Origin of the sequence: Streptomyces sp. NPDC042638 (assembly GCF_040647235.1) — a bacterium.
In the GTDB taxonomy this organism is placed as follows: Bacteria; Actinomycetota; Actinomycetes; order Streptomycetales; family Streptomycetaceae; genus Streptomyces; species Streptomyces rameus.
In genome coordinates, this window is sequence record NZ_JBEZBT010000004.1 from 24,455 (window position 1) to 42,744 (window position 18,290).

General features: G+C 72.0%; 20 protein-coding genes. 7 read left to right on the top strand and 13 right to left on the bottom strand.

The genetic code is table 11. The features are described 5' to 3' along the window. Positions 1–8: 8 nt before the first annotated feature. Positions 9–665 carry a tRNA (adenosine(37)-N6)-threonylcarbamoyltransferase complex dimerization subunit type 1 TsaB gene (gene tsaB, locus AB0B40_RS04610; RefSeq protein WP_345046772.1) on the bottom strand — a complete coding sequence of 219 codons (657 nt, stop codon included), beginning with the start codon at positions 663–665 and terminating at the stop codon, positions 9–11. A 112-nt stretch (positions 666–777) separates the two neighbouring features. Between tsaB and AB0B40_RS04615 the strand changes: the two genes are divergently transcribed. Continuing rightward, on the top strand, positions 778–1,335 hold the full coding sequence (locus AB0B40_RS04615; RefSeq protein WP_345046770.1) for a hypothetical protein: 558 nt from the start codon (positions 778–780) through the stop codon (positions 1,333–1,335). A 106-nt stretch (positions 1,336–1,441) separates the two neighbouring features. Here the strand turns inward: AB0B40_RS04615 and AB0B40_RS04620 are convergent, their stop codons facing one another. The 6 genes from AB0B40_RS04620 to AB0B40_RS04645 form a co-directional block, all read right to left on the bottom strand. Next, entirely contained in the window at positions 1,442–1,615 is a 174-nt protein-coding gene (locus AB0B40_RS04620) for a hypothetical protein (RefSeq protein WP_345046769.1), read from the bottom strand. 124 nt (positions 1,616–1,739) lie between these two features. Beyond that, the gene (gene tsaE, locus AB0B40_RS04625; protein ID WP_345046768.1) at positions 1,740–2,288 is read right to left on the bottom strand and encodes a tRNA (adenosine(37)-N6)-threonylcarbamoyltransferase complex ATPase subunit type 1 TsaE; all 549 of its coding nucleotides are present in this window, start codon (positions 2,286–2,288) and stop codon (positions 1,740–1,742) included. Then, on the bottom strand, positions 2,248–3,516 hold the full coding sequence (locus AB0B40_RS04630; protein WP_345046767.1) for an alpha/beta hydrolase: 1,269 nt from the start codon (positions 3,514–3,516) through the stop codon (positions 2,248–2,250). Before AB0B40_RS04630 ends, tsaE begins: the two co-directional genes overlap by 41 nt. Positions 3,517–3,648: 132 nt before the next feature. Further along, positions 3,649–4,809: an alanine racemase gene (alr, locus tag AB0B40_RS04635; protein WP_362262845.1), complete on the bottom strand. Its 1,161-nt coding sequence runs from the start codon at positions 4,807–4,809 to the stop codon at positions 3,649–3,651. A 195-nt stretch (positions 4,810–5,004) separates the two neighbouring features. Next, positions 5,005–6,438 carry an NAD(P)H-hydrate dehydratase gene (locus AB0B40_RS04640; RefSeq protein ID WP_362262848.1) on the bottom strand — a complete coding sequence of 478 codons (1,434 nt, stop codon included), beginning with the start codon at positions 6,436–6,438 and terminating at the stop codon, positions 5,005–5,007. A 53-nt stretch (positions 6,439–6,491) separates the two neighbouring features. Next, positions 6,492–6,863 carry a holo-ACP synthase gene (locus AB0B40_RS04645; RefSeq protein WP_345046765.1) on the bottom strand — a complete coding sequence of 124 codons (372 nt, stop codon included), beginning with the start codon at positions 6,861–6,863 and terminating at the stop codon, positions 6,492–6,494. A 64-nt stretch (positions 6,864–6,927) separates the two neighbouring features. Here AB0B40_RS04645 and AB0B40_RS04650 point away from each other — a divergent pair, with 64 nt between their 5' ends. After that, positions 6,928–7,710 carry an SDR family oxidoreductase gene (locus AB0B40_RS04650; RefSeq protein WP_345046764.1) on the top strand — a complete coding sequence of 261 codons (783 nt, stop codon included), beginning with the start codon at positions 6,928–6,930 and terminating at the stop codon, positions 7,708–7,710. A 130-nt stretch (positions 7,711–7,840) separates the two neighbouring features. Then, a complete protein-coding gene (locus AB0B40_RS04655; RefSeq protein ID WP_345046763.1) occupies positions 7,841–8,191 on the top strand; it encodes a hypothetical protein in 351 nt (116 codons plus the stop codon). A gap of 72 nt (positions 8,192–8,263) precedes the next feature. Here the strand turns inward: AB0B40_RS04655 and glmS are convergent, their stop codons facing one another. Next, positions 8,264–10,111: a glutamine--fructose-6-phosphate transaminase (isomerizing) gene (gene glmS, locus AB0B40_RS04660; RefSeq protein ID WP_345046762.1), complete on the bottom strand. Its 1,848-nt coding sequence runs from the start codon at positions 10,109–10,111 to the stop codon at positions 8,264–8,266. A gap of 415 nt (positions 10,112–10,526) precedes the next feature. Between glmS and AB0B40_RS04665 the strand changes: the two genes are divergently transcribed. The 3 genes from AB0B40_RS04665 to AB0B40_RS04675 all read left to right on the top strand — a co-directional run bounded on the left by AB0B40_RS04665 (position 10,527) and on the right by AB0B40_RS04675 (position 12,788). Then, positions 10,527–10,724, top strand: a complete 198-nt coding sequence (locus AB0B40_RS04665) for a hypothetical protein (RefSeq protein ID WP_345046760.1) — start codon at positions 10,527–10,529, stop codon at positions 10,722–10,724. Between the two features lie 143 nt (positions 10,725–10,867). Beyond that, positions 10,868–11,836 (top strand): type I pantothenate kinase, encoded by a 969-nt coding sequence (gene coaA, locus AB0B40_RS04670; protein ID WP_362263136.1) that lies wholly within the window; start codon positions 10,868–10,870, stop codon positions 11,834–11,836. Positions 11,837–11,858: 22 nt separating this feature from the next. Next, positions 11,859–12,788, top strand: coding sequence for a DUF389 domain-containing protein (locus tag AB0B40_RS04675; RefSeq protein WP_345046759.1), 930 nt, complete (start codon positions 11,859–11,861; stop codon positions 12,786–12,788). A gap of 85 nt (positions 12,789–12,873) precedes the next feature. Here AB0B40_RS04675 and glmM read toward each other — a convergent pair whose 3' ends face one another. From glmM to rplM, 3 genes are all read right to left on the bottom strand, one after another. Next, the gene (gene glmM, locus AB0B40_RS04680) at positions 12,874–14,232 is read right to left on the bottom strand and encodes a phosphoglucosamine mutase (RefSeq protein ID WP_345046757.1); all 1,359 of its coding nucleotides are present in this window, start codon (positions 14,230–14,232) and stop codon (positions 12,874–12,876) included. 218 nt (positions 14,233–14,450) lie between these two features. Then, positions 14,451–14,963 (bottom strand): 30S ribosomal protein S9, encoded by a 513-nt coding sequence (rpsI, locus tag AB0B40_RS04685; protein WP_161162943.1) that lies wholly within the window; start codon positions 14,961–14,963, stop codon positions 14,451–14,453. Between the two features lie 42 nt (positions 14,964–15,005). Continuing rightward, a complete protein-coding gene (rplM, locus tag AB0B40_RS04690) occupies positions 15,006–15,449 on the bottom strand; it encodes a 50S ribosomal protein L13 (RefSeq protein WP_030345455.1) in 444 nt (147 codons plus the stop codon). 309 nt (positions 15,450–15,758) lie between these two features. On the opposite strand from rplM, the gene AB0B40_RS04695 reads away from it, so the two are divergent. Then, on the top strand, positions 15,759–16,637 hold the full coding sequence (locus AB0B40_RS04695) for a hypothetical protein (RefSeq protein WP_362262854.1): 879 nt from the start codon (positions 15,759–15,761) through the stop codon (positions 16,635–16,637). Positions 16,638–16,652: 15 nt separating this feature from the next. Here AB0B40_RS04695 and truA read toward each other — a convergent pair whose 3' ends face one another. Together truA and rplQ are read right to left on the bottom strand one after the other, a co-directional pair. Further along, positions 16,653–17,516 (bottom strand): tRNA pseudouridine(38-40) synthase TruA, encoded by an 864-nt coding sequence (gene truA, locus AB0B40_RS04700; protein WP_345046754.1) that lies wholly within the window; start codon positions 17,514–17,516, stop codon positions 16,653–16,655. A gap of 82 nt (positions 17,517–17,598) precedes the next feature. After that, positions 17,599–18,099, bottom strand: a complete 501-nt coding sequence (gene rplQ / locus AB0B40_RS04705) for a 50S ribosomal protein L17 (protein ID WP_345046753.1) — start codon at positions 18,097–18,099, stop codon at positions 17,599–17,601. Positions 18,100–18,290 lie beyond the last annotated feature (191 nt).

Genomic DNA, 18,290 nt, shown 5'->3' on the forward strand with positions numbered 1-18,290 from the left:
CGGCTGTGTCACTTGGGGGTGACCACCTTGTAGTTCTTGGGGACCTGGGCGTCCGGGCGGCGCAGGTAGAGCGGCCGGGGCGCGGGCAGTTGCTCGCCTGCGGCCAGCTTCTGCGCCGCGAGCGAGGCGAGGGCGGCGGCGGACACGTGCTCGGGCTCGTGGGCGCTCGGGAACGTGTCCGGGTAGAGCAGCGCGCCCGCGCCGACCGCCGGGAGGCCCGCGACCCGCTCGGCGATGTCGGCCGGGCGGTCGACGGCCGGGTCGGTCAGCCGGGTCCGGGAGTCGGCGTAGGTGGCCCAGTAGACCTCCTTGCGCCGGGCGTCGGTCGCCACGACGAAGGGGCCCTTCTCGATGTCGGCGGCGTAGGCGAGGCCGTCCAGTGTGCACACGCCGTGCACCGGGACGCCGAGCGCGAGACCGAAGGTGTCCGCGGTCATCAGGCCGACGCGCAGACCGGTGTAGGGGCCGGGCCCGGTGCCCACGACGATCCCGGTGACGGCCTCCAGCTTCAGCCCGGCCTCGGCGAGGACCCGGTCGACGGCCGGCAGCAGCAGCTCTCCGTGCCGGCGGGCGTCGACCTGGCCGGCGGAGGCGATGACGTCCGTGCCGTCGTGCAGCGCGACGGTGACGGCGGGTGTGGCGGTATCCAGAGCGAGCAAGAGCACGCGAACAGCCTACGGCGCCCGCGGCTCGCGCACTGCCGACATCGACGGAGCGTCACCGGCTGCTACGGTCTGCACCAAGTACGACATATGGCGCGAAACGGAGGTGGGGCCGGTGGCAGGGTCCAGCTCGGGGATCGTGGCCGGCCTCACCGCGGCGGCCCTGGGTACGGTCGGTTTCCTCGCCTACCAGGCCCAGGCGACCGTTCCGGCGGCCCTGCGCGGCGGTCCGGAGGCGAGCGCGTCGGCGGCGGCCGCGAAGAAGGCGCCCCGGAACCGGGACGACCCGACGGCCCTGCCGGGCAACTCCGGATCGGGTGAACGGGTCGTGTACTCGGTGGACGACGACCGGATCTGGCTGGTCGCTCCCGGGAACCGGGTGCAGCGCACCTTCCCGGTGCGCCCGGGCAGCGTCGACCCGCCGCCGGGCATCTACTGGGTCACGTCCCGCTCGAACATGGCCACCGGCACCGACGGTCTGCCCGTCGAGCACGTGGTGCGCTTCACCAGCGTGGACGATGTGGTGATCGGGTTCAGCGCGGCGGTGAGCAGCGGCTCGGGCGAGATGGCGGAACCGAGCGTGAAGACGGGCGGCATCCGTGAGGGCCGGGCGGACGGCGACGCGATGTGGCGGTTCGCGACGATCGGCGTACCGGTCGTGGTGATCCGCTAGGGCGTTCCTCCCGGACCGGACCGGACCGGACCCGACCTGACGCGCCCCGAACCGACCCGACCCGACCCGACGTGACCTGACCGGCCGGCCGGCCGGACGAGAGGCCCTAGGCTGCGCGCCGCCGTTCGCGGGCGGGCACAGGGGCCTGCCGCGGGGGCTCCGGGGCCCGTGGCGGCCGGGAGACCGCGTCCGCCGCCGCGCACGAGGCCAGCAGGTCGCGCATGGACGCCCCGGCGGGCACGGCGGGCCGGGGCCGTTCGGGGGGCCGTACTGCGGTCATGGACGCCTCCTGAGGTGCGGGGGCGGGCGTGGTTAGGCACACCTAACTACGGGCTGGGTACCATGTCACCACGCCCGGGACGTCCTGCGCAATATGGTGCCGACAGCTTGTCGGTACGGCGGTGTCAGCCGGTCAGCGTCTCCAGGCCGGCGTCGGCCCAGCGCTCCCCCAGACCGGTCAGGATGACGTGCCGCACCTCGTCGGTGTCGGGCGATTCGGGGGCGTCCACCGATGCCGCGGTTCCGACGGCGCGGTGGATGACGATCTGGAGCCGCTCCTCGGTCAGCTCCTCGACCTTGCCCTCGCCCCACTCCACGACGATCACCGAGTCGGGCAGCGAGACGTCGAGGTCCAGGTCCTCCATCTCGTCCAGCCCGCCGGAGAGCCGGTAGGCGTCGACGTGGACGAGGGGCGGGCCGTCGCCGAGGGAGGGGTGCACCCGGGCGATGACGAAGGTCGGCGAGGTGACCGCGCCCCGCACGCCGAGTCCCTCGCCGAGACCGCGCGTCATGGTGGTCTTGCCCGCGCCTAGCTCCCCGCTGAGCATCACGAGGTCACCCGCGCGCAGCAGCTTGGCCAGTCGGCGGCCCAGCTCCCGCATCTGCTCGGGTGAGGTGATCGTCAGCCGGATCTCAGCGGCCTTCTGCGCCGCCGGTGCTGCTGGTCGTTCCATAGCCACTTACGGTAGCCCCTGCCGGCACCGCACCCGCGCGGGTGAGCAGGTCGGCGAGGCGGTCGGTGACCACTTCCGGGTGCTCCAGCATCACCAGGTGCCCGGCGTCCGGCACGAGGACCAGTTCGGCGTCGGGCAGCAGGTCGGCGATGGCCTCGCTGTGCTCGCTGGGGGTGACCAGGTCCTGCACGCCGGCCAGCACCAGCACCGGCATGTCCCGGAAGCAGGCGAGAGCCCCGGTCTTGTCGTGGTCGGTGAAGGCCGGGTAGAACTCGGCGACCACGTCGATCGGCGTGGACTCGATCATCCGCTCCGCGAACCGCTCCACCGCCGGGTCGATGTCCCGCCCCGCGAACGAGTACCGCTTGATGATCCCGGCGAACAGGTCGGCGGTGGCCCGGCGCCCCTTCTCCACCAGCTCCGCCTGCTGTCCGAGCGCCTTCAGCACCCCGGGGAGGATCCGGCGCACCGCGTTGACACCGGCCACCGGGAGCCCGAAGTTGACCTCGCCGAGCCGCCCGGACGACGTCCCCACGAGGGCGGTGGCGACGACCCGGTCCCGGATCAGCTCCGGGTACTGGGCGGCGAGGGCCATCATCGTCATCCCGCCCATCGAGTGGCCGACCAGCACCATCGGCCCGTCCGGTACGGCGGCGTCGAGGACGGCCTTCAGATCGCGGCCGAGCTGGTCGATGGTGAGGGCCACCCCGTCCCGGGTCTGGGCCACGCCCCGCCCGGACCGCCCGTGGCTGCGCTGGTCCCAGTGCACGGTCCGCACGACCCCGCGCAGGGCCGCCCGCTGGAAGTGCCAGGAGTCCTGGCTGAGGCAGTAGCCGTGGCAGAAGACGACGGTGACCGGGGCGGGCGCCTTGCGGCCGAAGAGCCGGCGGCGGCGCGGGGAGACGTTCGGGCCCGGGTCCGGCTCGACCTCGTCGACCTCGTAGTACAGCTCGGTTCCGTCGTCGGCCTCGGCCTTGCCGGGGGTGCCGCGCAGGGTGCCGTACGGCCCCGCCGAGTCCAGCGCCAGCCGGGCCCTCCTGCGCATCCCGCGGCCCACCGTCATCCGCTCGATGGCGACGCCGGCCGCCGCGCCCGCGGCCAGCACGCCTATCGCGGCACCGGCGATGCCGGTCGCCTTGCGCCAGCTCCCGGCCGTCGCCCCCGCGGCGGAGGCGACGGCCGCCGAGGCGAGGACGTCCGCCACGGCCTCCGCGCTGCTCTCGCTCACGTACCGCTCCTCTTCGCCGTACTGCAGTTCGCCTGTGGGTGAAACGGATGGTGCCACCGTGCTGTCACGTGACCTGTGTCACGGGTGCTCCGGGAGGCCGGTCCGCAACCGGTCACCCGACTTCTTGCCCGTTCACATAGATGCGTTCACATAGACGCGCGGAACGCGGGTTCCGATGCGTGTGACGATCTCGTACGCGATCGTGCCGCACGCCTGCGCCCAGTCCTCGGCCGTAGGCTCCCCCCGGTCGCCCGGACCGAACAGCACCGCCTCGGCGCCCACCGGGGGCTCGTCGCCGCCCAGGTCCACCACGAACTGGTCCATGGCGACCCGGCCGGCCACCGTCCGCCACTTGCCGTCCACCAGCACCGGGCCGCTGCCCGAGGCGTGCCGCGGGATGCCGTCCGCGTAGCCCACCGGCACCAGGCCGAGCGTGGTCTCGCCGGGGGTGACGTAGTGGTGGCCGTAGCTGACGCCGTGTCCGCCCGGGACGTGCTTGACGAGGGCCAGCGAGGCGCTGAGCGTCATCACCGGGCGCAGCCCGAAGTCCGCCGGGGTGCCGATCTCCGGGCTGGGCGAGACGCCGTACAGGGCGATGCCCGTGCGGACCAGGTCGAAGTGGGTCTCGGGCAGGGTGAGGGTGGCCGGCGAGTTGGCGATGTGCCGCACCTCGGGCCGTACGCCCTGCCGCTCGGCGTACGCCGTCATCTCCCGGAAGCGGTCGAGCTGGGCGGTGATGGACGGATGCCCCGGTTCGTCGGCGCACGCGAAGTGGGACCACAGCCCGGTGATCCGGACGAGCCCCTCGGCCTCGGCGCGCAGCGCCTCCCCGACCAGCTCGGCCCAGTCCGCGGGCTGGCAGCCGTTGCGGCCGAGCCCGGTGTCGGCCTTGAGCTGCACGCGCGCGACCCGGCCGGCGGCGCGGGCGGCCTCGGTGACCTCGCGCAGCGCCCACAGCCCGCTCAGCGAGACGTCGATGTCGGCCTCGACCGCCTGCCGCCAGGGGCCGCCCGGCACCCACAGCCAGCACAGCATGCGGCCCGGCAGTCCGGCCGCGCGCAGGGCGAGGGCCTCCTCGACCGTGGCCGTGCCGAGCCAGCTCGCGCCCGCCGCGAGGGCCGCGCGGGCACACGGCACCGCGCCGTGGCCGTACGCGTCGGACTTGACGACGGCCATCACGGCGGCGCCCTCCGCCCGGGCGCGCAGGGCCCGCACATTGGCGCGCAGGGCACCCAGATCGATCTCGGCGCGGGCGCGCAGGGCGGCGGTCGGCACAGCAGCTGTCTCACTCATCGCGCCCCCAGTGTCTCAGAGGCCGCCGACAGCCCCCCGGCGCCGCCCCCGCGAACCGTCAGCCGCCCCCACACACAGACCTTGTCGCCCTCCCCCTATGCCCGCACGCCCGTGGGCATGCCGCCCCCGAACCGGCGCGAGTGGGCCGTCCCGCCGCCGTCCGGCCACGGGCGGCCCCCCGCCCGAACGGTGGCCTCAGTCCGTCACGTCCCGCCACGCCTCCGGGATCCGTGACGCGACGTCATGCGCGCCCACCGGCGCGCCGTCGGCCGCGAACCGCCCCGCCAGCCCGTGCAGATAGGCCGCCGCGCTCCCCGCGTCCACCGCCCCCAGCCCCGCCGCCAGCAAGGACCCGGCCAGCCCGGACAGCACGTCCCCGCTGCCCGCCGTGGCCAGCCACGGCGTCCCCGTGGCGTTCACCCGCACCGGCCCGCCCCCGGGCCCGGCGACCAGCGTCGTCGACCCCTTCAGCAGCACCGTCGCCCGGTACACCGCCGCCAGCTCCCGCACCGCCGCCAGCCGGGCGTCCTCGACCTCCTCCCGCCGTACGCCGAGCAGCGCCGCGGCCTCACCGGCGTGCGGAGTCATCAGCGTCGGCGCCGTACGCCGCCGTACCGCGTCCCGCTCGGCCAGCCGCAGCCCGTCCGCGTCCAGCAGCACCGGCACGTCCGCCTCCAGTACCTCGGCCACGGTCGCCGCGTCGTCGCCGGCACCCGGCCCGACCACCCACGCCTGCACCCGCCCGGCCTTGGCGGGTCCGGCGTCGGAGACGAGGGTCTCCGGGAAGCGCGCGAGGACCGCGTCCCCGGCCGGGCCGACGTACCGTACGGCCCCGGCCCCGCCGCGCAGCGCCCCGGACACGGCCAGCACGGCCGCCCCCGGGTAGCGCGCCGAGCCGGCCGCGATCCCGACGACCCCCCGCCGGTACTTGTCGCTCTCCGCCGCCGGCGCCGGCAGCAGGCGTGCCACGTCCGCGTGTTGCAGGGCCTCCAGCTCGGCGTCGGCGGCCGGCGGTTCCAGCCCGATGTCGACGAGCCGCACCACCCCGGCGTACTCGCGCGCGGGATCCACCAGCAGTCCGGGCTTGTACGTGCCGAAGGTGACGGTCAGGTCGGCCCGCAGCGCGGCACCCCGCACCTGCCCGGTGTCCGCGTCGACCCCGCTGGGCAGGTCCACGGCGACGACGGCGGCGGCGGATCGCGCCACCGCGTCGGCGAGCCGCTCGGCATCCGGCCGCAGCCCGCCCTTGCCCCCGATCCCGACGATCCCGTCCACCACCAGGTCGGCCCGCGCGATCAGCTCCTCGGCGGCATCCGGGGCGGCGACCGTGCCGCCCGTCCGCCGCAGGGCGGCGAGCCCGCCGGCATGGGCCCGTCCGGGAGTCAGCGGCACGGCCGTCACCCCGGCGCCGCGCCGGGCCAGCCGGGCCCCCGCGTACAGGGCGTCCCCGCCGTTGTCGCCGCTGCCGACGAGCAGCACCACCCGGCTGCCGTACACCCGCCCGAGCAGTTCGGCGCAGGCGGCGGCCAGCCCGGCGGCGGCCCGCTGCATCAGCGCGCCCTCCGGCAGCCGCGCCATCAGCGCCCTTTCGGCCGCCCTTACCGTCTCCACGCTGTACGCAGTACGCATGGCACCGAGTCTGCCCGCAAACCCCCGCCGGTCACACCCGGACCGCCGACCGGTCAGCCCTCGGCGACCACCACGGCCGAGGCCACGCCCGCGTCATGACTGAGCGACACGTGCCAGGCCCGCACGCCCAGCGCGGCGGCCCGCGCGGCCACGGTCCCGCTCACCCGCAGCCGCGGCTGCCCGGTGTCCTCCACGTACACCTCGGCGTCGGTCCACTGCAGCCCCGGCGGCGCACCCAGCGCCTTGGCCAGGGCCTCCTTGGCGGCGAACCGGGCCGCCAGCGAGGCGTATCCGCGCCGCTCCCCGCTGGACAGCAGCAGCTCCCGCTCCACGAACAGGCGGTCGGCGAGCCCCGGCGTGCGCTCCAGTGACGCCCGGAACCGGTCGATCTCGGCGACATCGATGCCCACCCCGATGATGCTCATGCCCAGCACCCTACGACCCGGGCCGGCAGCGGGCCGACGACACCACGTCACCTACGCTCCCGGCATGACCACATCGCGTACCTACCTCGCCGACCTCTTCTCGCTGGACGACCGGGTCGCCGTGGTGACCGGGGGGAGTTCCGGCATCGGGCGGGCTGTCGCGGGGGCGCTGGCGCGGGCCGGTGCGCGGGTCGTGGTGGTGGCACGCGGGAAGGAGCAGCTGGCCTCCACGGTCGGGGAGTTGACGGCCGACGGGTGCCGGGCGGCCTGGGTGAGCGGCGATCTGGGCACCCGTGACGGGGCGCGCGCGGCGGCCGAGGAGGCCGCGGCCGTCTTCGGGGAGCCCGACATCCTCGTCAACTCCGCCGGGGTGAACCTCAGGCCGCCCCTGAGCGAGCTGGACGAGGACGTGTGGGACACCACCATGGCGGTGAACCTGGAGGCCCCCTTCCTGCTGGGCCAGCGGTTCGGCCCGGGCATGGCCGAGCGGGGTTTCGGGCGGATCATCCACATCACCTCCCAGCAGGCGCACCGCGCCTTCGTGCAGAGCGGCGCCTACGGTGTCTCGAAAGGGGCGCTGGAGTCCCTGGCCCGTTCCCAGGCCGAGGCCTGGTCACCGCACGGCGTCACCTGCAACACCCTGGTGCCGGGCTTCGTGATGACCCCGCTCAACGCGCGGCTGTCGTCCGACCCCGAGCGGGTGGCGGCCCTGGCCGCACGCACGATGACCGGCCGCAACGGCCTCGCCGAGGACTTCGCGGGCGCCGCGGTGTTCCTGGCGAGCCGCGCCTCCGCCTACGTCACGGGCCAGTCGATCCACGTGGACGGCGGCTTCTCCGTCCACTGAGCACCCCGCGGCGCGACACCCCGAGATCATGGCCGGATCCGCTCGCAGTAGTCTTCCTCGCGACCGGTGATCCGTGATCCATGATCCGTTCCGCCACGGACGCCGACGCACACAACGGGAGGACACTGCCTTGAAGTTCAAGTCCCTGGGCACCGCGCTCACCACCGCGGCCCTCATCGGTACGGCCCTCACCGGCGCCGTCGCCACCGCCGGCACCGCGTCCGCGGCGTCCCTGCCGCACGACTGCAGCAAGGCGATCGTCAACGTCAAGGCCAAGGAGACCGTCAACGTCCGCACCTCGCCGAAGACGACGGCCACGGCCGTCGGCATCTGGGGCAAGGGCCGCAAGGGCGGCATCTGCAACGACGGCAAGGCCTACAAGGGCGGCTCGTACAAGGCCTGCGGCAAGTCGAGCAACCTCTGGTACTACGGCGGCGACAAGAAGGACGGCTGGGTCCCGAAGACCTGCATCAACTGGTGACCGCCTGACCGGTGACCGAGGGGCGAACGGCGTAAGCCGTTCGCCCCTCGCGCTTGCCGGCGGTGATCCGGCCTACTCCACCGTCACGGACTTCGCCAGGTTCCGGGGCTGGTCCACCTCGTTGCCGCGGGCCGTCGCCAGCTCGCAGGCGAAGACCTGGAGCGGCACCGTGGCCACCAGCGGCTGGAGCAGCGTCGGCGTGACCGGGATCCGGATCAGGTGGTCGGCGTAGGGGACGACCGCCTCGTCGCCCTCCTCGGCGATCACGATCGTGCGCGCGCCCCGCGCCCGGATCTCCTGGATGTTGGACACGATCTTGTCGTGCAGGACGGACCGGCCGCGCGGCGACGGTACGACCACCACCACCGGCAGGTCCTCCTCGATCAGCGCGATCGGACCGTGCTTCAGCTCGCCCGCGGCGAAGCCCTCGGCGTGCATGTACGCCAGTTCCTTCAGCTTGAGCGCGCCCTCCAGGGCCACCGGGTAGCCCACGTGCCGGCCGAGGAACAGCACCGTGTTCTTCGACGCCAGCGTCCGCGCGAGAGCCCGTACCGGCTCCATGGTCTCCAGGACCCGCTCGACCTCCTCCGAGATCCGGGACAGGTCCTTGATGACGGCCTGGATCTCGTCCCCCCACTTGGTCCCCCGTACCTGGCCCAGATACAGGGCGACCAGGTAGCAGGCGACCAGCTGGGTGAGGAACGCCTTGGTCGAGGCGACGGCGACCTCGGGGCCGGCGTGCGTGTACAGCACGGCGTCCGACTCGCGTGGGATCGTCGAGCCGTTGGTGTTGCAGATCGCCAGCACCTTGGAACCCTGCTCGCGGGCGTGCCGGAGCGCCATCAGGGTGTCCATGGTCTCGCCGGACTGGGAGATGGCGATCACCAGGGAGCGGCCGTCCAGGATCGGGTCCCGGTAGCGGAACTCGCTCGCCAGTTCCACCTCGCACGGGATGCGCGTCCAGTGCTCGATGGCGTACTTGGCGATCAGGCCGGCGTGGAAGGCCGTACCGCAGGCGACGATGACGACCTTGTCGACCTCGCGCAGCTCCGAGGGGCTGATCCGCACCTCGTCCAGGGTCAGCGAGCCGGACGGGTCGATGCGCCCGAGGAGGGTGTCGGCGACCGCCTTGGGCTGCTCGGCGATCTCCTTGAGCATGAAGTAGTCGTAGCCCCCCTTCTCGGCCGCCGACGCGTCCCAGTCCACGTGGTAGGAGTGGACCTCGGCCGGGCTGCCGTCGAAGCCCGTCACCGTGACGCCGTCCCGGCGCAGTTCCACCACCTGGTCCTGGCCCAGCTCGATCGCGGAGCGGGTGTGGGCGATGAACGCGGCGACGTCGGAGGCCAGGAACGCCTCGCCCTCGCCGACGCCCACCACCAACGGCGAGTTCCGGCGGGCGCCGACCACCACGTCCGGCTCGTCGGCGTGCACCGCGACCAGGGTGAACGCGCCCTCCAGCCGGCGGCACACCAGCCGCATCGCCTCGGCGAGGTCCCCGCAGGAGGAGAACTCCTCGGCCAGCAGGTGGGCGACCACCTCCGTGTCCGTCTCGGAGTTCAGCTCGTGCCCCCGCTCCGCCAGTTCCGCGCGCAGCACCGCGAAGTTCTCGATGATGCCGTTGTGGACCACCGCGACCCGTCCCGCGTTGTCCAGGTGCGGGTGTGCGTTGCCGTCCGTGGGACCGCCGTGCGTCGCCCAGCGGGTGTGACCGATGCCGGTCGAGCCCGTCGGCAACGGCCGGTCGACCAGCTCCTTCTCCAGGTTGACCAGCTTTCCGGCCTTCTTCGCCGAGGCCAGCCCGCCGTCCGCCAGCACGGCGACGCCCGCCGAGTCGTACCCCCGGTACTCCAGCCTCTTCAGCCCGGCCATCACCACATCGAGCGCCGACTGCGACCCTACGTATCCCACGATTCCGCACATGTGCCGCAGCCTACGATCCGGGAGCCGCCGAAAAGGGGCGCCGCGTGCCCGAAATCGGAAATTACCACGGGGTTACCAGGGGTCTCGGAGCTCTTCACCCTCAACTGAACCGATCGACAACCAGCCAACTTCAATCGGCCACCACGCCTGCCGCCCTGCCCTCATTCACAGACTGCACACAGAAATTCCTCGTTCACGTAGGGGAAGTGAGCGGCATCGACCGGCTCGCGCCGTGGCGCTCACGGGGAGGGGTCACACATCGTCATGCCGCCGTACCGGCCATGCGCACACATCGACCCATGTGGGTGCGCACCGCGTCTTTCTGAGTAGGCATCAGGGCCTCGGCTCGTCACCGCTTCCCGTTCCGCGCCGCCCTTCCGGCCGCCTGCCCTCCCCGACCGAGAAAGGGATGCTCTTGCATTCCAGACCCTGGTTCCGCCTGCGCGGAACCCGAAGTCCACGAAAGATCGTCTCCGCCGCCACCTCGGTGACCACGCTGGCCGTGCTGGCCGGCCTGGCGGTCCAGCCCGGCCCGGTGCGGCTGAACGCCGAGCCCGTGAGCGGCTACCCGGAATGGGTCGTACACGAAGGACTCAACGACCGGACCGACTGACGTCGAGCCGCAGGGGCGGGCGTGAAAGACCGCCCGCCCCTGCGGCATGTCCCGGACCGCCCCCACCCCCACGTGACGCACCCCACCCCACCACCCCGTTCAAACTCCGTTAACAATGGACTGTGATCTCACAGGTCTCCTCGATGCCCCGGAGCGCCCACCGGCACAGGCCGGAGGCGACTCCCTACGTCGATCTCACCCGCGCCGAGTGGAGCGCGCTGCGGAACAAGACACCGCTGCCGCTCACCGCCGAGGAGGTGGAGAAGCTCCGCGGCCTCGGCGATGTCATCGACCTGGACGAGGTCCGGGACATCTACCTCCCGCTCTCCCGGCTCCTCAACCTCTACGTCGGCGCCACGGACGGACTCCGGGGGGCGCTGAACACGTTCCTCGGTGAGAAGGGCTCCCAGTCCGGCACCCCGTTCGTCATAGGGGTCGCCGGCTCCGTGGCCGTCGGCAAGTCCACCGTGGCCCGTCTTCTGCAGGCCCTGCTCTCCCGCTGGCCCGAGCACCCGCGCGTGGAACTCGTCACCACCGACGGCTTCCTGCTGCCCACCAGGGAGCTGGAGGCACGCGGCATGATGTCGCGGAAGGGATTCCCCGAGTCCTACGACCGCCGGGCCCTCACCCGGTTCGTCGCCGACATCAAGGCGGGCAAGAGCGAGGTGTCCGCGCCCGTCTACTCCCACCTCATCTACGACATCGTGGCCGACGAGAAGCTCACCGTCCGCCGCCCGGACATCCTGATCGTGGAGGGCCTGAACGTCCTCCAGCCCGCCCTGCCCGGCAAGGACGGCCGCACCCGGGTCGGTCTCGCCGACTACTTCGACTTCAGCGTGTACGTCGACGCGAGCGCCGAGGACATCGAGCGCTGGTACCTCAACCGCTTCAAGAAGCTGCGCCAGACGGCCTTCCAGAACCCCAACTCGTACTTCCGCAAGTACACCCAGGTCTCCGAGGAGGACGCCCTGGACTACGCGCGCACCCTCTGGCGGACCATCAACAAGCCGAACCTGGTCGAGAACATCGCCCCCACCCGGGGCCGGGCCACCCTCATCCTGCGCAAGGGCCCGGACCACAAGGTGCAGCGCCTCAGGCTCCGCAAGCTCTAGGGCCGCCTGCTAGAAAGGCGCCATGCTGCATCTGCGCCTGATCACGCCGGCGGACAGGACCGACGAGGTGGTCCGTCTCATCGAAGGGACGGTCGGCACCGCCCACCTCGTCGTCCTTCCGGGCGCCGCCCGCGACCCCGCCGGAGACCTCGTGCTGTGCGACGTGGCGCGCGAGGCGGGTGACGAACTCATCAGCGGTCTGCGCCGTCTGGGCCTGGACGAGACCGGCTCGATCGCCGTGGAGGACATCGACCTGTCGCTGTCCCGGCGGGCGGACCGGGCCGAGAAGGAGGCGCCGGGCGAGGGCGCCGACGCGGTGCTGTGGGAGGGTCTGACCGACGCGACCCACGAGGAGTCGACGCTCTCGTTCACCTACGTCGCGTTCATCACGCTGGCCACCATGATCGCGGCCTGCGGTGTGGTGCTGGACAACGCCATCCTGATCGTCGGCGCGATGGCGGTGGGGCCGGAGTTCGGCCCGCTCGCCGGCATCTGCACGGCCCTGGTGCGACGCCAGCCCCGACTGGCGTGGCGCTCACTGATCGCGCTGCTCGTGGGCTTCGCCGCGGCGATGGCGCTGACGGCCGGCTTCAGTGTGTTCATGCACGCGGTCGGCCTGTTCAGCAAGGCGCAGTTGGAGGCCGACCGGCCCAACACCGGCTTCATCTACGCCCCGGACTGGTTCTCGCTCGTCGTGGCGGTGCTCGCCGGGATCGCCGGCACGCTGTCGCTGACCTCCGCCAAGTCGGGCGCCCTGGTCGGCGTCGCCATCTCCGTGACGACCGTGCCCGCCGCCGCGAACGCGGCCGTGGCCCTGGTGTACGGCGACACCGACCAGACCGCTCGTTCCTCGGAACAGCTGCTGCTGAACCTGCTCGGCATCGTCGTCGCCGGAACGCTGACCCTGCTCGCCCAGAAGTACTTCTGGGCACGGCAGCGACAACGCCCCTGAGAAACAGGCGCGGGGACCGCGCGAGCGGCCACGGATGATCCGCGGCCGGGACGCGCGGTCCCCGCCCTCCGGCAGCCAGGAGGGACTACCCGAGGGCCGACTTCACCGCGTCGGCCAGCCGCCCGGCGACCGCACGGGCCTGCTCGATGTCGGCGGCCTCGACCATGACGCGGACCAGGGGTTCGGTACCCGACGGACGCAGCAGCACCCGGCCGGTCTCCCCCAGCTCCCGTTCCGCCTCGGTGACCGCGGCAGCGAGGTCCGCGGACGTCTTCACCCGCGTCCGGTCCACATCCGGCACATTGATCAGGACCTGCGGCAGCCGCTCCATGACCGAGGCGAGCTCCCGCAGCGTCCGGCCGGTCTGGGCGACCCGCGCCGCCAGCAGCAGCCCGGTCAGCGTGCCGTCACCGGTCGTCGCGTGGTCGAGGATGATCACGTGCCCGGACTGCTCGCCGCCGAGGGCGAACCCGTGCTCCTTCATCTCCTCCAGCACGTACCGGTCGCCGACGGCCGTCTGCACCAGCCGGATCCCGGCCTTCTCCATCGCCAGCTTGAAGCCCAGGTTGGACATCACCGTGGCGACGACCGTGTCGGACCGCAGCTCGGAGCGCTCACGCATGGCCAGCGCGAGCACGGAGAGGATCTGGTCGCCGTCGACCTCGTCGCCGGTGTGGTCCACGGCGAGGCAGCGGTCGGCGTCGCCGTCGTGCGCGATGCCGAGGTCCGCGCCGTGCTCGAGGACCGCGGCCTTCAGCTTGCCGAGGTGGGTCGAGCCGCAGCCGTCGTTGATGTTGAGCCCGTCCGGCTCGGCACCGATCGTGACGATCTCGGCACCCGCCCGCGTGAACGCCTCCGGCGAGACCCCCGAGGCCGCGCCGTGCGCTTCGTCCAGGACGATCTTCAGGCCGTCGAGCCGGTTGGGCAGCACCGACAGCAGATGGCCGACGTACTGCTCGAAGCCCTCGCCGTAGGAACGGATGCGGCCGACCCCGGCGCCCGTCGGCCGCTGCCACGGCTCGCCGTGCCGGTGCGACTCGTACACCGCCTCGATCCTGTCCTCCAGCTCGTCGGCGAGCTTGTGGCCGCCGCGGGCGAAGAACTTGATGCCGTTGTCCGGCATGGCGTTGTGGCTGGCGGAGAGCATCACACCGAGGTCGGCACCGAGCGCGCCGGTCAGGTGTGCCACCGCGGGCGTCGGCAGCACGCCGACGCGCAGGACGTCCACGCCCGCGCTGGCCAGGCCGGCCACCACCGCGGCCTCCAGAAACTCCCCGGACGCGCGCGGGTCCCGCCCGACCACCGCTGTCGGCTTGTGGCCCTCGAAGGTGCCCGCCTCGGCCAGCACGTGCGCCGCGGCGACGGAGAGACCGAGCGCCAGCTCGGCCGTCAGATCCGCATTGGCGACACCGCGCACGCCGTCCGTGCCGAAGAGTCGTCCCACTTGTCCTCCTGAGGAAGCATCGATGTCGGAAGCGGACAGGTGCCGCGTCGGGTGGCAGACGCCCCCGCATCCGATCACACAAGCCTTTGAGCGTCTTGTGTCGTTATACGCCCTTGGCTGGGATAAACGAACGCCCCGGGGGCACATGTGGCGTGCCGCCGGGGCGTTCGGAGTACGCGGGGCCGAAGCCCGTACCACGTACGAGCAGGCAGCGAAGCTTAGCGCTTGCTGTACTGCGGAGCCTTGCGGGCCTTCTTCAGACCGGCCTTCTTGCGCTCGACCGCACGGTCGTCGCGCTTGAGGAAGCCGGCCTTCTTCAGCGGGCCACGGTTGTTGTCGACGTCGGCCTCGTTCAGCGCACGGGCGACACCGAGACGGAGCGCACCGGCCTGACCGGAGACACCGCCACCCGCGATGCGGGCGATGACGTCGTAACGGCCCTCGAGCTCCAGGACCTTGAAGGGCTCGTTGACTTCCTGCTGGTGCACCTTGTTCGGGAAGTAGTCCTCGAGGGTGCGACCGTTGATCTTCCACTTGCCGGTGCCCGGGACGATCCGGACGCGGGCGATGGCGTTCTTGCGGCGGCCCAGGCCGGCGGCCGGCTGGGGCTCGCCGAAGCGGGAGGCCATGGACTCCGAGGTGTACTCACCCTCGACGGGGACCTCGGACTCGGTGGTGTAGCTCTCGATGTCGATCTCTTCGATCGGCTGCTCGGCAGTGGTCTCGGCCACGATTCTCCTCAGATTCTCTTCAGTCTTAGGGGGTGGCCGGACTTACTGCGCGACCTGGGTGATCTCGAACGGCACCGGCTGCTGGGCAGCGTGCGGGTGCTGGTCACCCTTGTAGACCTTCAGCTTCGAGAGCATCTGACGGCCCAGCGTGTTCTTGGGGAGCATGCCCTTGACGGCCTTCTCGATGGCCTTCTCGGGGTTCTTGTCGAGCAGCTCGTCGTAGCGGACGGAGCGCAGACCACCCGGGTAGCCGGAGTGGCGGTACGCCATCTTCTGGGTCCGCTTGTTGCCGGACAGGTGCACCTTGTCGGCGTTGATGATGATGACGAAGTCACCAGCGTCGACGTGCGGCGCGTAGATCGGCTTGTGCTTGCCCCGCAGGAGGGTCGCAGCTGTGGTGGCGAGACGGCCCAGGACAACGTCCTGAGCGTCGATGACGTGCCACTGGCGCGTCACATCGCCGGGCTTGGGGCTGTACGTACGCACGGTTCGTAGCCTTCGCTTCGAGTGAATGGTCCTGAACAGGTCACCGAAACGATCACGACAGCCTTGACCGCACCGCGGTGACGCAAACCGCGTGCTGATCGCTGGTCATCGGCCCGGTGGACCGGTGTAAGGGCCCGTCCCGTGAGAATGAGCAAGCCAATACACAACGAAGAAGCAGGTTACCTGCCAGGCCCCGGACGGGTCAAAACGAGGCTCTTCCCCTCTTGTCGTGGCTCATGACGACGGACAAACAAGGCATGCCGCCGGACGCGCCCCTGCGCACTCCGCCCCCCGTCTAAGATGCGCCCCATGAGTTACGGGCAGGGGGGACCCCAGTCTCAATGGGATCCCTGGAAACCGAATTCCCAGCAGGAGCCGTGGACCGGCGCAGCCGACGACGGAACTCCGGACTGGGCCGCGCTCGCCGAGGCATCGGAGACACGGAACAAGCGCCGCAAGCTGCTGTTCATAGCCGGCGGCGCGCTCGCCACGGTCGCGATAGGCACCGCGGTCGCGGTGGCCGTCGTCTCCGCGAACGGCGGCGACCCGCAGGCCGGACCCAGCGGCCTGCCCGCCAGCACCTCGCTGCCGGGCTCCGGCGGCGCGACGCCGTCCTTCGCGCCCACCAGCGCCCCGCCGCCGCTGGACCCCAAGGTCTTCGTCTCCAGCGCCAAGAAGGACACCGCCCCGCTCAGCGCCGACACCCTGTTCCCGGGCAGACAGCTGACCATGGGCGCCGCCGTGTACAAGAAGGGCCCGACGGCCGACACCAGGAGCTGCGCCGGTGCCGCCGGCGGCACGCTCCCCAAGGCCCTCACCGCCAACGACTGCAGCCGCCTGCTGCGCGCCACCTACACCAAGGGCGACATCGCCGTCACCGTCGGTGTCGCCGTCTTCGACACCGCGGCCCAGGCGACGAAGGCCAAGGCGCAGACCGACGACAGGAGCATCGTGCGCTCCCTGTTCGGCAAGGGCGTCAAGCCCTTCTGCGACGGAGCGTTCTGCCGCTCCACGCGGAACGCCTACGGCCGCTACGCCTACTTCACGGTCGCCGGCTTCACCAGCGGCAAGGACGTCACCAATCAGGACACCAAGGTGTTCGCCGTCGGCAACGACCTGGCCCAGTTCACCGTCAACCAGATCTACCGCCGCGGCCAGGCCCAGGCCTCGGCCGCGGCCGGCCGCTAGCGGCGGGCGGCGGCCCTAACAGGTGGCGCAGCCCGACGCCAGGGGAAGCGAGCGCTTGTTGCGCGCTTCCTTGTTGCGGGCCGCCAGCAGCTCGTCGGCGGGGTAGCCGACCTCCTCCAGGGTCAGCCCGTGCGGCCGTACGACGTGCACGGCGGAGTCCCGCACACCCGCGGCCAGCACCTTCCCGGGCCATTCCGGGCCGCGGTGCCCGTCCCCGACGAACAGCAGCGCGCCGATCAGCGACCGCACCATGTTGTGGCAGAAGGCGTCGGCGCGGACGGTGGCGGTGATGACCCCGTCCCCGCCCCTGACCAGGCTCAGCTCCTGGAGGGTGCGGATCGTGGTCGCTCCCTCCCGCCTCTTGCAGTAGGCGGCGAAGTCGTGCTCCCCGAGCAGCGCGCGGGCGGCCTCGTTCATCGCGTCCACGTCGAGCGGCCAGTCGTGCCAGAGCACATGCCCGCGCAGCAGCGGGTCCACACCGCCGGGGTTGTCGGTGACGCGGTAGGCGTAGCGGCGCCAGATCGCCGAGAACCGGGCGTCGAAGCCGGCCGGCGCCTCGGTGAGCCGCCACACCCGCACGTCCTTCGGCAGCCGCCCCGCGAGCCGCTTGAGCAGCTTCTCCCGGTGCTCCGCCCACAGCCCGACGGGCAGATCGACATGGGCCACCTGCCCCCGCGCGTGCACCCCGGCGTCGGTCCGCCCGGCCACGGTCAGCTCGTACGTCTCCTTCGACCGTGTCACCGTGCGCAGGGCGTCCTCGATCTCCCCCTGCACGGTCCGCCTGCCGCCGGCCTGCTTGGCCCAGCCGTGGAAGTCGGTGCCGTCGTAGGAGAGGTCGAGGCGGACGCGCACGAGACCGGGCGCTGCTTCATCACTCACGTACAGATCCTCTCAGCAACAAAAGAGCGGGCCCGCTCCGAAAAGGAACGGGCCCGCCATCGCCCTGAAGGGGCGCGAACGCTTACGCGTCCTTCGACTCCTCGGCGGGAGCCTCGGCGGCCTCGGTCTCCTCGACCTTGGTCTCCTCGGCCTTGGCCTCGTCGGACTCCTTGACCGCACGCTTGGTGGCGGCCTCGGCCTCACCCACGGCGTTCTGCTGCACCGTCAGCGCCTCGACCAGCTCGATGACGGCCATGGGCGCGTTGTCGCCACGACGGTTACCGATCTTGGTGATGCGGGTGTAGCCACCGGGACGGTTCTCGTACCGCGGGCCGATCTCGGTGAAGAGCGTGTGGACGATGCTCTTGTCCGTGATGACCTGGAGCACCTGACGGCGGTTGTGAAGGTCGCCCTTCTTCGCCTTGGTGACCAGACGCTCGGCGTACGGACGCAGCTTGCGCGCCTTCGCCTCGGTGGTGGTGATGCGGCCGTGCTCGAAGAGGCTCTTCGCGAGGTTCGCGAGGAGGAGCTTCTCGTGCGCGGCGCTGCCGCCCAGACGGGCACCCTTGGTGGGCTTCGGCATGTTCTTCTCCTGTGTGTCTGCCCCGGCCGTATCAGGTACCGGGGTCAGTATCCGAGCAGGCGGTCGCCTGTCGGAGATCCGGGCGTCCCTTTCGGGAACGCCCGGAGGGTCCGCGCCCCCGAAGGGACGCGGGGAACCGCGCGGCCAGTCACGACGGCCCCGCAGTCACAGAACCGGCCTCCTCACGGAGG